Annotated in this window: 9 protein-coding genes and 2 tRNA genes; 5 read left to right on the top strand and 6 right to left on the bottom strand. The window is 69.6% G+C overall.

Features of this window, described 5'->3' with window-relative positions; translation table 11 throughout:
• Positions 1 to 196 precede the first annotated feature (196 nt).
• Together AC4D2F_RS14600 and AC4D2F_RS14595 are read left to right on the top strand one after the other, a co-directional pair.
• Positions 197 to 1,009, top strand: coding sequence for a winged helix-turn-helix domain-containing protein (locus tag AC4D2F_RS14600; protein ID WP_104167004.1), 813 nt, complete (start codon positions 197 to 199; stop codon positions 1,007 to 1,009).
• A gap of 37 nt (positions 1,010 to 1,046) precedes the next feature.
• On the top strand, positions 1,047 to 1,580 hold the full coding sequence (locus tag AC4D2F_RS14595; RefSeq protein WP_181033593.1) for a SixA phosphatase family protein: 534 nt from the start codon (positions 1,047 to 1,049) through the stop codon (positions 1,578 to 1,580).
• 13 nt (positions 1,581 to 1,593) lie between these two features.
• On the opposite strand, the gene AC4D2F_RS14590 is transcribed toward AC4D2F_RS14595, so the two are convergent.
• Both AC4D2F_RS14590 and AC4D2F_RS14585 read right to left on the bottom strand, forming a co-directional pair.
• A complete protein-coding gene (locus AC4D2F_RS14590) occupies positions 1,594 to 3,012 on the bottom strand; it encodes a dihydrolipoyl dehydrogenase family protein (RefSeq protein ID WP_490911180.1) in 1,419 nt (472 codons plus the stop codon).
• 91 nt (positions 3,013 to 3,103) lie between these two features.
• Positions 3,104 to 3,179, bottom strand: a tRNA-Arg gene (locus tag AC4D2F_RS14585).
• A 291-nt stretch (positions 3,180 to 3,470) separates the two neighbouring features.
• On the opposite strand from AC4D2F_RS14585, the gene AC4D2F_RS14580 reads away from it, so the two are divergent.
• On the top strand, positions 3,471 to 5,312 hold the full coding sequence (locus tag AC4D2F_RS14580; RefSeq protein WP_104166998.1) for a phosphoenolpyruvate carboxykinase (GTP): 1,842 nt from the start codon (positions 3,471 to 3,473) through the stop codon (positions 5,310 to 5,312).
• Between the two features lie 105 nt (positions 5,313 to 5,417).
• Here the strand turns inward: AC4D2F_RS14580 and AC4D2F_RS14575 are convergent, their stop codons facing one another.
• Positions 5,418 to 6,869: a phosphomannomutase/phosphoglucomutase gene (locus AC4D2F_RS14575; protein ID WP_104166996.1), complete on the bottom strand. Its 1,452-nt coding sequence runs from the start codon at positions 6,867 to 6,869 to the stop codon at positions 5,418 to 5,420.
• Between the two features lie 48 nt (positions 6,870 to 6,917).
• Here AC4D2F_RS14575 and AC4D2F_RS14570 point away from each other — a divergent pair, with 48 nt between their 5' ends.
• Positions 6,918 to 9,032, top strand: coding sequence for a RecQ family ATP-dependent DNA helicase (locus AC4D2F_RS14570; RefSeq protein WP_490911178.1), 2,115 nt, complete (start codon positions 6,918 to 6,920; stop codon positions 9,030 to 9,032).
• A gap of 288 nt (positions 9,033 to 9,320) precedes the next feature.
• Positions 9,321 to 10,385, top strand: coding sequence for a hypothetical protein (locus AC4D2F_RS14565; RefSeq protein ID WP_490911176.1), 1,065 nt, complete (start codon positions 9,321 to 9,323; stop codon positions 10,383 to 10,385).
• Positions 10,386 to 10,427: 42 nt separating this feature from the next.
• On the opposite strand, the gene AC4D2F_RS14560 is transcribed toward AC4D2F_RS14565, so the two are convergent.
• From AC4D2F_RS14560 to AC4D2F_RS14550, 3 genes are all read right to left on the bottom strand, one after another.
• Complete coding sequence (locus AC4D2F_RS14560; protein ID WP_490911174.1) at positions 10,428 to 10,940, bottom strand: helix-turn-helix domain-containing protein; 513 nt, start codon at positions 10,938 to 10,940, stop codon at positions 10,428 to 10,430.
• Positions 10,941 to 11,069: 129 nt separating this feature from the next.
• Positions 11,070 to 11,157, bottom strand: a tRNA-Ser gene (locus tag AC4D2F_RS14555).
• A gap of 115 nt (positions 11,158 to 11,272) precedes the next feature.
• A complete protein-coding gene (locus AC4D2F_RS14550) occupies positions 11,273 to 13,360 on the bottom strand; it encodes a prolyl oligopeptidase family serine peptidase (protein ID WP_490911173.1) in 2,088 nt (695 codons plus the stop codon).
• Positions 13,361 to 13,385 lie beyond the last annotated feature (25 nt).

The following is a 13,385-nucleotide window of genomic DNA, read 5'->3' as shown; positions in this document are numbered from 1 at the left end:
CGCATGTGCAGCCGCAGTCTCCTCCCCGGGCGTCCCGTCCGGAGCAGGCCGCTGCTGTCTTCGAATGCACGCGTAACGGTTACACCCCAACCCTTTTACGCACTTTCAGGCCCAACGGCGGGCGATCCTCTTCATCCCGACCGGGCACATCCCGCATTCGAGCCGCGATGACGGCACACTTCACGAGGTTGGTTCAATGTCAGTTAATCCGGGTTACGTCCATATCTCCCTCCGCTCGCCCCAGAACCGCCAGGCACGCCCGTCCTTCGGGCACGGTCACGCGCAGCAGCCCCAAGGCCCCCAGTCCCGCCTGCAGGCCGTCCCCGGCGGGGACATCGCGCCGGCCATGACGGCGCCCGTCCCCGTCGTCGCGCCCAACGGCGTGCCGGGCCCCCAGGCGGTCACCGGCGACACGACCGCGCGGGGCTTCGTGCTCTACGTCGCCCTCGACGAGGCCACCGCCGCGGCTGCGGGCACCACCTTCGCCAAACTTGCGCAGGACGTGCGGGCCTATGTGCGCTCCCTCGTGCCGACCGCCGAGAGCCACGCGGCCGTCGCCCTCGCCCCGGCGGATGCTCCCGGGTCGGACATCGACGTCGTCCGCGCTGCGCTCGGCGATCCGACCGTCGCCCGCCGTGCCCGCCCCGAGGCCGTGCCCGCGCCGTCCCGGGCGCAGCAGTCCCGCCCCACGGGAGTGCTCATCGACCTGTCGCGGCGCGAGGTCCACCTGGACGGCGAGACCCTGAACCTCACGTTCAAGGAGTTCGAACTCCTGAACTACCTCGTGGAGAACGCGACCCGCACCGTGGGCCGGGAGGAACTCCTCAGCGGCCTGTGGCGGAACGCCGACGAGGTGCCGAACGAGCGCACCATCGACGTGCACATCCGCCGCCTGCGCTCGAAGCTGGGCCGCCTGGCGAACACCGTCCGCACCGTCCGCGGCCAGGGCTACCGCTTCTACGACCACCCCGAAGTAGTGGTCTGGGCGGCGCCCGAGTACTCCATCTAGGCTGCTGGGAACGCCGGGGAAGCCCTAGACTGCGAGGATGGCCTCCCACCTGAAACGACTCATGCTGCTGCGCCACGCGAAGGCCGAGTTCCAGGAGGGCATCCCCGACCACGAGCGGTCGCTCAGTTCGCGCGGCCACGCCGACGCCCCGCTCGTGGGGCGCTGGATGCTGGAACACGATGCCGTCCCCGACTTCATCCTCGTCTCCACTGCCCTGCGCACCCGCCAGACCTGCACCTGGGTCTGCAAGGAGCTGGGGGACAAAGCGCCCACGCCCAAGCTGGAGGACGAGCTCTACGCGGCCCGTCCCTCCGAGATGCTCGCCCTCATCAACCACGTGCCGCAGACCGTGACGAGCCTGCTCGTCATCGCGCACAATCCCGGCGTTCAGGACCTGGCGATGCGGCTGGCTTCCGTCCGCTCCAGCGAACGCGCGGTCATGGATCTCGCGACGGACTACCCGACGTCGGGCCTCACCGTCATGGCGTTCGACGGTCCCTGGGCGGAGCTCGACGGGCGCGATGCCGACGTCACGGACTTCGTGGTCCGCCGGGCATCGACTCTCCGCTGACGGGTCCGGTCCGCTACAGCCCGTATTTCTCGAGCAGCCGCAGCCACACCTCGCTCACGGTGGGGTAGGAGGGCACGGCATGCCACAGGCGGTCGAGGGGCACCTCCCCGACGATGGCGATCGTGGCGGCGTGGAGCATCTCGGACACCTCGGGCCCGGCGAAGGTGACGCCCACGAGCACCTTCCGGTCCTCGTCGACGACCATCTGCGCCCAGCCCTTGTACCCGTCGGAGTGCAGGGCGGACCCGGCGACGGCGATCTCGAGGGACGTCTCGGAGGCGTTGACGCCGTCCTTCCGCGCCTGCTCGAGGGTGCGCCCCACCATGGCGATCTCCGGGTCGGTGAACACCACCTGGGGGACAGCGGTCCGGTCCGCCGTCGAGGCGTAGGCGCTCCAGTCCTCGGCGGCATCGCCGAGGGTGCCCCGGGCGCGGGCCGCGATGGCGTCACCGGTCACGCGCGCCTCGTACTTCCCCTGGTGCGTCAGCTGGACCACGCCGCCCGCGTCGCCGACCGCGTACAGCCAGCCGCCGGCGTCGGGGACGCGTCCGGTGGCGTCCCGGGTCAGCGTCTTCGGGTCCAGGCCGATACTCTCGAGCCCGAGTCCGGAGGTGTGCGGGTGCCGCCCGGTCGAGACGAGGAGTTTCTCCGCCGTGACGGTCCGGCCGTCGCCGACGTCGAGTACGAAGCCGCCGTCCGCCTGGCGCACCGCGTTCGTCGCCGTGTCCGTCAGGATGGTGAGCCCTTCACCGCGGAGGGCATCGACGACGAGGTCCGAGGCTTCCTTCGGGTAATTGCCGAGGATCCCGCTGCGGGCGATGACGGTGACCTCCGCGCCGAGTCGAGCATAGGCCTGGGCCAGTTCGACGCCGGCCACGCCGCCGCCGAGGACGGCGAGGCTTGCGGGGATCGTTTTCGCGGAGGTCGCGTCACGGGTGGTCCAGTAGTCGAGGTCGGCGAGCCCGTCGACGGGCGGGACCGTCGGCGTGGAGCCCGTGGCGAGCACGACGGCGTGGTTCGCGCGGTAGCTGGTCTCGGATCCGTCGCCGTGGCCGATGACGACCTCGCGCTCACCGGTGAGTTTCGCCCAGCCGCGTTCCAGGGTGATGCCCGTCGAGGTCACCCATTCCTCCTGTGAGGAGTCGTCCCAGTCGGAAGTGAAGGAGGTGCGGCGCTCGAGTACCTGCTGCGCGTCGAGTACACCCGTCACAGCTTCCCGTGCGCCGGCCACGCCGCGGGCCGCGTTGAGGACGGTGCCCGGGCGGAGGAGGGCCTTGGACGGCATGCAGGCCCAGTAGGAGCATTCACCCCCGACGAGATCGGCCTCGACGAGCACCGCCGAGAGTCCCCGCTCGACCACCCTGCCCGCCACGTTCTCGCCGACTGCGCCGGCGCCGATCACGATGACATCGATGCTCTGGGGTTCGCTCATAGGCAGAGCCTTCCATCCGCCCCACCCGGGAGCAACCCACATGCGAAAGGCCCCGACCGGAGTCGGGGCCTTTCGTGGTCTGGTTCGACCGTGGTGCGCGCGAAGGGATTCGAACCCCCAACCTTCTGATCCGTAGTCAGATGCTCTATCCGTTGAGCTACGCACGCATTCGCAGTTCGTCGATCCGCCGGGCGGATGAGTCCCACAAACCGGCCGTTTGGCCGTAAATAACTCTAGCGTGGATTGGCTGCGGCGCCTAATCAGCGTACCCCTCCAGTCCCGGGTAGACCGGTCTACGTGACCTTCATCACAGCGAGGCGTAACGTAAGCGCTGGACATCCGCGCAGTGACGCGGAACACCCCAGGTCCAGGGTGCATGCTCCGCCGATCGGACCCTCACATGAAATATCCCGCCCCTAGCATCGGTACACACCAGGCACCCAACGAAGGGAAGAGTAATGGGCGATCCCGTACGGCAGCTCACGGTCGACACACCCCCCACTGCGCCGACCACCCACCGGGCCCTGCTCGCGTGGGTGGAGGAGGTGCGGCAGCTGACGCAGCCCGCCGACGTCGTCTGGGTGGACGGGTCGGAGGCCGAGAACCGGCGTCTCGCGGATGGTCTGGTCGAGAGCGGCACCTTCATCCGGCTCAACCCGGAGACCTTCCCCAACTCCTTCGCGGCGTTCTCGGACCCCAGGGACGTGGCCCGGGTGGAGGAGCAGACCTTCATCTGCTCGAAGGATGAGCGGGAAGCGGGCTTCACGAACAACTGGATGGATCCGGCCGAGATGAAGGCGAAGCTCACCGGCCTGTTCACCGGGGCCATGCGCGGGCGCACCATGTACGTCATCCCGTTCGTCATGGGCCACCTCGACGCCGAGGACCCCAAGTTCGGCGTCGAGATCACCGACAGCGCCTACGTGGTCACGTCCATGCGCATCATGGCGACGATCGGCACCCCCGTCCTGGACCGCATGACCGAACTCGACGCCGCGTTCGTGCCTGCCCTCCACTCGCTCGGCGCACCCCTGGCCGAGGGTGAGGCCGATGTCCCATGGCCCTGCAACGAGGACAAGTGGATCGTCCACTTCCCCGAGGAGCGCTCCATCTGGTCCTACGGTTCCGGCTACGGCGGCAACGCCCTGCTCGGCAAGAAGTGCTACGCGCTGCGGATCGCATCCGTCATGGCCCGCGACGAGGGCTGGCTGGCCGAGCACATGCTGATCCTCAAGCTCACCTCACCCCAGGACAAGACCTACTACCTCTCCGCGGCGTTCCCCTCGGCATGCGGCAAGACGAACCTCGCGTTGCTCGACCCCACGATCGACGGCTGGAAGGTCGAGACCCTGGGCGATGACATCACCTGGATGCGCTTCGGGAAGGAGGGCGAGCTGCGGGCCGTCAACCCCGAGGCAGGCCTGTTCGGCGTCGCCCCGGGCACCGGCTGGCACACGAACCCGAACGCGATGCGCGCCATCGCCAAGGGCAACTCGGTCTTCACGAACGTGGCCCTCACCGACGACGGCGGCGTCTGGTGGGAGGGCATGACGGAGGAGGTGCCGGCCCACCTCACGGACTGGCAGGGCCGCGACTGGACGCCGGACATGGATCACACCGCCGCGCACCCGAACGCCCGGTTCTGCACCCCGATCGACCAGATCGACATGCTCGCCGAGGAGTTCAACCGGCCCGACGGCGTCGAGCTCTCGGCCATCCTCTTCGGCGGACGCCGCAAGACGACGGTCCCTCTCGTCACGCAGTCGCGCAACTGGGCGAACGGCATCTTCATGGGATCGACGCTGTCGTCGGAGACCACGGCGGCCGCTGCCGGCGAGGTGGGCCGCGTGCGCCGTGACCCCATGGCCATGCTGCCCTTCATCGGCTACGACGCCGGCGACTACCTCCGGCACTGGCTCACCCTCAGCGCCGGCGCGGACCAGGCACGCCTGCCGAAGATCTTCCTCGTCAACTGGTTCCGCCGCACTGCGTCCGGAGGCTTTGCCTGGCCCGGCTTCGGCGACAATTCGCGGGTACTCAAGTGGGTCATCGAACGGCTGGAGGGCACAGCGGACGCCGTCGAGACCCCCATCGGCTTCGTCCCCACAGGGGAAGCGCTCGATCTCACGGGACTGGACATGACGCCGGCCGAGGTGGAGGCCGCCGTGCATGTCGACGCCGCCGAATGGGCCGAGGAACTCCGGGGCATCGAGCAGTGGTACGACCGCTTCGGTGAGTCCCTGCCCGACGAGCTCCGGGGCCAGCTCCACGAACTGAAGGAACGGTTCAGCGTCTCCTGACATCAGGGGCCGACGACGCCGGTCCTCGGTGAGTGCGCACCTGTGGCGGGTCCTGAGTGATGGGACCCGCCATACGTGCGCTCCCGGCCGGTACCGCGCGGAGGGTCAGTCGCGAATGACCCCGAGGACGCGCTGCACGAGGTCCTGGAGCGTCCGGGGATCCACGGCCTCGGCGTTGAGCCGGAGGTACGGCTCGGTGTTCGAGGGGCGCAGGTTGAACCACCAGTTCCCGTGGTCCGGGGTGAAGGTCAGCCCGTCGAGGTCGTCGACGACGACGCCGTCCTGCTCGAACTCGGCGCGCGCCCGGGCGATGGACGCCGTGAGGTCCTCGACCTTCGAGTTGACCTCGCCCGAGGAGAAGTAGGGCTCGTATTCGCGGCCCAGCTCCGAGAGCGGCCCGTCCTGCTCGCCCAGGGCCGCGAGGACGTGCATCGCGGCGAGCATCCCTGTGTCCGCGTTCCAGAAGTCCCGGAAGTAGTAGTGGGCGGAGTGCTCGCCGCCGAACACGGCGCCCTCCTTCGCCATGACGGCCTTGATGAAGGAGTGGCCCACGCGCGTGCGGACCGGACGGCCGCCGTCGTGCCTGATCAGTTCCGGCACCGCGCGGGAGGTGATGAGGTTGTGGATGATCACGGGTTCGGCCTCGCCGGCGGCCTGCGCACGGGCGATCTCGCGGCGGGCGACCATCGCGGTGATGGCGCTGGGTGAGACGGGCTGGCCGAGCTCGTCGATGATGAAGCAGCGGTCGGCGTCGCCGTCGAACGCGATCCCGATGTCCGCGCCGTGCTCGACGACGGCGGCCTGCAGGTCGCGGAGGTTCTCCGGCTCGAGCGGGTTGGCCGGGTGGTTGGGGAAGGAGCCGTCGAGCTCGAAGTAGAGGGGCACGATCTCGAACGGCAGGGCGGGCAGGATCTTGTCGCCGAGGACGGCGGGGGTGGTCAGGCCTGCCATGCCGTTGCCGGCGTCCACCACCAGCTTGAGCGGGCGCGACGACGAGAGGTCCACCTGGGTGCGCAGGAACCGCGAGTACTCCTCGAGGACGTCGCGCACGCCGGTGGTGCCCTGCACCGCGGCGGCGGGGATCGAGCCGTCTGCGAGGTAGCGTTCGGCACGCTCCTGGACGTCGTTGAGGCCCGTCTCCGAGGACACGGGGACGGCACCGGGGCGCGTCATCTTCATCCCGTTGTACTGGGCCGGGTTGTGGCTGGCGGTGAACGTCACACCGGCCGCATTCAGGGTACCGCTGGCGTAGTAGAGCTCGTCGGTGGAGATGAGGTCGAGGTAGACCACGTTCGCCCCGCGGCGGGTGGCACCCTCGGCGAACGCCTTCGAGAACTCGGGCGACGACGGCCGCATGTCTCCGCCGACGAGGATGGTCTCACCGGACAGCTCGAGCGAGTCGACGAAGGCTGCTCCGACCGCCCGGACCGAGTCGGCGGTGATGGTCTCACCGACGATGCCGCGGACGTCGTAGGCCTTGAAGGATGCAGAGAGATCGAAGGTTGTAGTCACGTCTGGAAGTGTATCGGCTGGTGCCGGAGCGACAGCTGTGCACATAGCGGTTGCACCGCGGGGAGTGGGGGAGGCGGCTGGGATACTGGGGAGATGTCGCCGACCACCACGCTGAACGAGCAAGCCACCGATATCCTGACCACCCTCGTCGGGTCGCCGGACGCACGGTTCCACGACGGACAGTTCGAGGCCATCGAGGCCCTCGTGGAGGGCGGCCGACGCGCGCTGGTGGTCCAGCGCACCGGGTGGGGCAAGTCGGCGGTGTACTTCGTCGCGAGCCTGCTCCTGCGCGCGCGCGGCGCGGGGCCCACCCTGATCGTCTCGCCGCTCCTCGCGCTCATGCGGGACCAGGTCGCGGCCGCGGCCAGGGCCGGTGTCCGGGCGCAGGCCATCAACTCGGCCAACCAGACCGAGTGGCAGGACATCACCGCGAAGCTGCAGGCCGACGAGGTGGATGTCCTCCTCGTCTCCCCCGAGCGCCTCAACAACCCGTCCTTCCGCGAGCAGCACCTGCCGGAACTCATGCGGCGGACGGGCCTGCTCGTGATCGACGAGGCCCACTGCATCTCCGACTGGGGGCACGACTTCCGGCCGGATTACCGGCGCCTGCGTGAGCTGATCATGGGGCTGCCCGCCGGGGTGCCCGTGCTCGCCACGACCGCGACCGCCAACTCGCGCGTGGTGAAGGACGTCGAGGAGCAGCTGGGAGCGGGCGGCACCGACGTCTTCACGCTGCGCGGGGAGCTCGCCCGGAAGTCCCTGCGGCTCGGGGTGCTGCGCCTGCCGAGTCCGCGATCGCGTCTCGCCTGGCTTCTCACCCACCTCTCGGACCTGCCGGGGAGCGGCATCATCTACGCCCTCACGGTCTCCGCCGCCGAGGACACCGCGCGTCTCCTCCGGGAGAACGGTCACGCGGTCCGGGCCTATACCGGGCGCACGGATCCGGCCGACCGCGAGGCCGCCGAGGCAGCCCTCAAGAACAACGAGGTGAAGGCCCTGGTGGCCACGAGCGCCCTGGGTATGGGCTTCGACAAGCCCGACCTCGGGTTCGTGGTGCACCTCGGGGCGCCCTCGTCCCCGGTCGCCTACTACCAGCAGGTCGGTCGCGCCGGGCGCGGGACGCCGAACGCGGACGTCCTGCTGCTGCCCGGCGCAGAGGACCGCGACATCTGGGAGTACTTCGCCACCGCCTCGATGCCGTCCCAGGACGCCGCGCTCCGGGTGATCGACGCCCTCCAGCCCGGTGTCGTCCTGTCCACCCCCGCACTCGAGACCCGGGTGAACCTGAAGCGCTCGCCGCTCGAGCTGCTGCTCAAGGTGCTCGACGTCGACGGCGCGGTCCGCAAGGTCACCGGCGGGTGGGAGGGCACCGGGGCGACCTGGGAATACGACGCCGAGCGGTACCGCCGCATCAGCGAGGCGCGCGTCGTGGAACAGAAGGCGATGCTCGACTACGAGAACACCACGGCCTGCCGCATGGAGTTCCTCTCGCGGTCCCTCGACGACCCCGCCGCCACCCCCTGCGGCCGCTGCGACAACTGCGCCGGCCCCTGGTACTCGGACGAGGTGGCCCGCGAGGCATCCGACTCCGCGAACCAGGCCCTCAGCAGGGTCGGCGTGGAGCTCGAGCCCCGCGGCCAGTGGCCGTCCGGCATGGACAAGCTCGGTGTGCCACTCAAGGGGAAGCTGAAGCCGGACGAGGTCAGCCTTCCGGGCCGCGCCCTCGCACGCCTCACCGACCTCGGCTGGGGCAACAGGCTCCGCGAACTCCTGGCGGACGCGACACCCGACGCCCCGCTCGATCCGGCGGTCGTCGAAGCCGTCGTGCGCGTGCTGGCCCAGTGGGGTTGGGAGGAGCGGCCCGTGGCCGTCGTCAGCGTCCCCTCCCGGCGGCGTCCCCAACTCGTCGGGTCCCTGGCGCAAGCGCTCGCCGGTGTGGGCCGCATCCCCTATCTCGGGCAGCTGACCACGCCGCACGGGTTTCCGCAGGGGCAGCCCGGCGGCAACAGCGCGTTCCGGCTCGCCTCCGTGTGGGATCACTTCGCCGTCCCTGACGAGGGCGCCGCATGGTTCGCGGCGAACCCCGGGCCGGTGCTGCTCGTCGACGACTTCGCGGACAGCCGGTGGACCATCACGGAGGCCGGGCGGGCGCTGCGCGCTGCCGGGGCGTCCGGGGTGCTGCCGTTCGCACTGGCGCTCAAGGCGTAGCTCCGGGGTGTCGGCGGGGCTGGATGCAGCAGCCCTTGGGCGTCGGCGGGGCCGGGGGAGCGTTGACACTCAGGGCTGCTGCGGGGCATCCCGGGCGCTGCTGTTGGCGCTGAGGTGTCGGCTGGGCTGGGTGTAGCGCCGGGGGCATCCGGGGTGTCGGGTGCGGTTCGGGACATTGGGCCCTGCCCGGCGCGGCGGACGCCGGTGATGCTGGTGTCTGCCCCGCCGGTCCATCACCGTGGACCTCGCGCTCGTCGTGCCGTTGCCTGCATCAGGAGTCTGATCCGCATGAGCGTTCCTCCCCTCGCCGAAGAATCCCTGGCACGACGCGTGATCGCCCTGTGCCGCAGGGCGGCCGCCAAGGCGGCTGCGTTCGCGCGGCGGGCTCGCTCGCGTGCCCGGCCGGTGCATGCGAGCGACGACACCGGCCGTGACTGCGGACGGGCACCGGCCTCTGCCGACCAGCCACACAGCATCGTGCCTGTCCGCCCCGGGCGGATTCCTCGGTTGCTGACCGCTGCCATCGCCGCTCTGTTGCTGGCGTCCAGCCTGATGGGTCTGACGGTGCGTGGCCTGTATCAGGAGCCGCCGTCGGTGGTGGCGATGTTCCGCGGCATGGACGCTGTGACCCTCACAGTGGCCGTGCCGGCGCTTGCGGGATCGTTGTGGCTGGCCACCCGGGGATCATTGCGGGGCTGGATCCTCTGGACCGGGGCGTTGGCCTATACCCTCTACACCTACACGCTGTTCGTGTTTGGTTTGGGATTCACCGCCTCCTTCCTGCTCCATGCGGCCGTCCTGGCCATGGCCGTCTACGCCCTCGCCCTCGCCCTGGGCAGCGCGGACCAGGAGGAGTTGGCCCGGCGGTTCCGGCACCGCCTCCCCGCCCGGGCAGCCGCGATCGTCCTGGGTCTGCTGGGCCTGGGGCTGGGTGGCATCTGGACGTACTACGCGTCCCGGTTCGCCCTGACGGGGACAGTCCCGTCGGAGGGCCTTCTCGTCCAGCCTGCCTCCGGCCTGCACCTGTCCTACGCCGCAGACCTCGTCCTGATCGTGCCGGCCTACCTGCTCGCTGCGGTCCAGCTGTGGCGGCAGCAACCGTGGGGCTACCTCCTGGGCGGGACCCTCCTGGCCTCCGGCACGCTGCAGCAGCTCAGCTATATGGCTCAACTCGCCTTCCAGTCCCGAGCCGGCATCCCGGGTGCCACAGCCGCTGACCCCAACGAGCCACCCATCCTGGTGGCCTACCTCGTGGCCCTGGTGCTCCTGCTGGCGGGCCCCCGGACACGGGACGCCGTCCGACCGGAGAACGGGACAACCGTCGGCGCGCTCCGTCCCCGGCCAGCACCGTAGGGTCCGGACGCCGACGGGCCCGCGTCACCCCGGCGGCAATTCCTAGACGGTACGGCTCTCACCCTCGGCCTCCGCCCGCCACAGGGCGATCATCGACGGCCCCGTGCGATGCGCGGCCAATGAAGAGTCAGGCTGAGCGAGCACCTCCTCCTTTACCAACGCCAACTCACGCTGCAACTTCGTAATCCTGTCCTCCTGCCGGTGAAAGCGGCGCAATAGCTCAGACACCAACGCCTCCGTACTCGCCTGCGGCCACGTCTCGGACGCACCCTTACCCCTCATATGAGCGTCAGTGAACGTCGTCAACGGAATCCCATGCTCACCAAGGGACGAGGCCAACGCCTCCTGCAACGAGTGCTCCTTCCACCCCAGGATCTGCTCAAGCTGTGCTCGGACTTTCGCGGTCGGCCACGAGTCACCCGCAGCCCAGTTGCTCACTGAACGCCTCGACGTCCCCAACTTCTCCGCTGCCATAGCCTGTGTGAGTCCCGCGTCTTGCAGACCCTGACTAATCAGTCGACCCAGGTGTCTGATCGTTTCCTTCTTCGTTGTCATTCCCTGACATTACCCCGGTAGTGAAGCTTGTCTACGGGGTTTGCGCACTAATCCGAGCGCCACGGGAAGGATTTTCGATCCTACGGGAAGGTCACAAAAAAGAGCCCCTATTTCTAGGGGCTCTTCCAGCGGAGACGGGGGGATTTGAACCCCCGGTAGGCTTTAGGCCCACACTTCATTAGCAGTGAAGCCCATTCGGCCGCTCTGGCACGTCTCCATCGGCTATCGCTAGCGTCCCAAGGCTACCCGGAAGGTGTCGGCACAAGCAAAACAGGCACCCGGCCCCGGACGGACCGGCGACGGGTCGGGCGGGGCGGGGGGATCGCCGCCGGTCAGAGGGAGCCGGTCAGGGCCCGCCAGAGGAACTCGAAGCTCATGGCGTGCATCCTTGCGGCCTGCCGGTTGTCCGCCGCACCCGCATGCCCGCCCTCGAGCGCCTCGTGGAACCAGACGTTCCCGACGCCGAGGTCCTTCATCCTCGCGGCCATCTTGCGGGCCTGGACAGGCCCCACGCGGTCGTCGCTCGTCGCCGTCCAGATCAGGGTCTTCGGGTAGGCCACGTCGTCGCGCAGCAGGTGGTAGGGCGAGAACGTCCGGACGTACTCCCACTCCTCCGGCTTGTCCGGGTCGCCGTACTCGGCGATCCACGAGTACCCGGCGGAGAGCTTCGTGTACCGGCGCATGTCCAGCAGCGGGACACCGCAGGAGACGGCGCCGAACAGGTGCGGGTAGTTGGTGAGCATGTTGCCCACGAGGAGGCCGCCGTTGCTCCGACCGGTGCAGCCCAGCAGGGCCGGCGCCGTGACGCCGCGCCGCACCAGGTCCTCGGCGATCGCCGCGAAGTCCTCGTACGCGCGGTGCCGATCGGCGTGCAGGGCTGCGCGGTGCCACGCGGGTCCGTACTCGCCGCCGCCGCGGATGTTCGCCAGCACGTAGACACCGGCGCGGCCGTCGTCGGTGACGCGGTCCAGCCAGCCGCGGCCGATCACGCCGCTGTAGGCGGGCGTCATGGAGTGCTCGAAGCCGCCGTACCCGGAGAGCAGGGTGGGGTTCCCGCCGTCGAGCACCAGGTTCTTCGCGGCGATCTGGAAATACGGGACCCGCGTGCCGTCGTCGGAGACCGCGAAGTGCTGCTCGACCGCGTAGCGGTCCTCGTCGAAGTACGACGGCGACGACTTGACGGCGGTGTGGTCCCCGCCGATGGTCCCGCGGTAGAGCGTCGAGGGTGTGAGGAAGCCGGTGGCGATCAGCCAGTAGTCGTTGCCGGCGTCGTCGTCCTCGTCGTCGACGGCGTAGGCGTCCACGGAGTGCAGCGGCGGGCAGGCGTCGAGGAGTTCCGCCGCCCAGCCCTGCGCGGGGTCGAGGATGCGGATCTCTGAGGAGACGTCGCGCAGCAGGTTCAACAGCAGGTAGTCCCGGGTCCAGCTCCAGGACTGCAGGGACGTCGACGCGTCAGGGGCGAACACGGTGGCGAAGGAGCGCCCGCCGGCGAGGAACGCCTCGAACCCGATGACGAGCAGCGACCCGGCGGCGTGCGTGCTGCCGTCGACGGTCCAGTCCGTGCGGGGGCGCACGATCAGCCATTCGCGGTGCAGGGAGATACTCGCGTCCTCCGGCACCTCGATCAGCCGCCACGACCCGTCCCGCCGGAGGTAGGTGCGGCGCGTGTAGAAGTCGATGGTGTCGACGGCGACATCGCGCACGAAGCCGGGAGTGGAATCGTGCAGGACGAGGGCCATCATGTGGTCCTCGTCCACGCCGAAGTACTCGTCGGCGTCGTCCAGGCTGCCGCCGCGCTGCAGGGTGCGGACGGTCCGGGGGTAGGAACTCGATGTCATGGAGCCGGGCCCGAAGTCGGTGCCGACATACAGGGTGTCCGGCCCCGCCCACGTGATGCGGCTCTTGGCCGCCGGGATGTCGAACCCGCCGTCCACGAAGGCCAGGGTGTCGAGGTCGAACTCGCGGTACCGTGCGGCGTCGCCTCCGTCGGGGGAGAGCACCACGAGGACCCGCCCGTGGGGTTCGCCGTCCGCGGGGCGCAGGAAGAGCGCGCCACCCCAGACCCAGTCCGTGCCCTCGGCGGCACTCAGGGCATCGACGTCGAGGAGGAGCTCCCACTGCGGGTCGTCTGAGGCATAGCTCTCCCAGGTCGTGCGACGCCAGATGCCCTGCCGGTGCGCGGCGTCGCGCCAGAAGTTGTAGTAGAAGTCGCCGTGCTTGCCCACCATCGGGATGCGGTCGGTGGAGTCGAGCACTTCGAGGATCCCGCGCTCGCGGACCCCGAAGTCCGGGGTGACCAGCGCATCCTCCGTCAGGGCATTCTCGGCGCGCACCCAGTCGAGCTGGCGCTCGCCGTAGATGTCCTCCAGCCAGAGGAAGGGGTCGTCCGTCATGGCGGGGTCATCCGTGTGCAGCGTCATGCGCCCATCCTATGCAGGGACGTGG

Source organism: Arthrobacter sp. TJ-263, assembly GCF_058269155.1.
Note: the sequence above shows the minus strand (reverse complement) of the source record. Positions and strands in the feature narration are given on the sequence as shown.

Excerpts from the sequence above, each read along its gene's own strand:
- AC4D2F_RS14550 (WP_490911173.1), bottom strand. The coding sequence starts at position 13,360 with ATGACGCTGCACACGGATGACCCCGCCATGACGGACGACCCCTTCCTC.
- AC4D2F_RS14580 (WP_104166998.1), top strand. The coding sequence starts at position 3,471 with ATGGGCGATCCCGTACGGCAGCTCACGGTCGACACACCCCCCACTGCG.
- AC4D2F_RS14595 (WP_181033593.1), top strand. The coding sequence starts at position 1,047 with ATGGCCTCCCACCTGAAACGACTCATGCTGCTGCGCCACGCGAAGGCC.
- AC4D2F_RS14560 (WP_490911174.1), bottom strand. The coding sequence starts at position 10,940 with ATGACAACGAAGAAGGAAACGATCAGACACCTGGGTCGACTGATTAGT.
- AC4D2F_RS14570 (WP_490911178.1), top strand. The coding sequence starts at position 6,918 with ATGTCGCCGACCACCACGCTGAACGAGCAAGCCACCGATATCCTGACC.
- AC4D2F_RS14590 (WP_490911180.1), bottom strand. The coding sequence starts at position 3,012 with ATGAGCGAACCCCAGAGCATCGATGTCATCGTGATCGGCGCCGGCGCA.
- AC4D2F_RS14600 (WP_104167004.1), top strand. The coding sequence starts at position 197 with ATGTCAGTTAATCCGGGTTACGTCCATATCTCCCTCCGCTCGCCCCAG.
- AC4D2F_RS14565 (WP_490911176.1), top strand. The coding sequence starts at position 9,321 with ATGAGCGTTCCTCCCCTCGCCGAAGAATCCCTGGCACGACGCGTGATC.
- AC4D2F_RS14575 (WP_104166996.1), bottom strand. The coding sequence starts at position 6,869 with ATGTGCACAGCTGTCGCTCCGGCACCAGCCGATACACTTCCAGACGTG.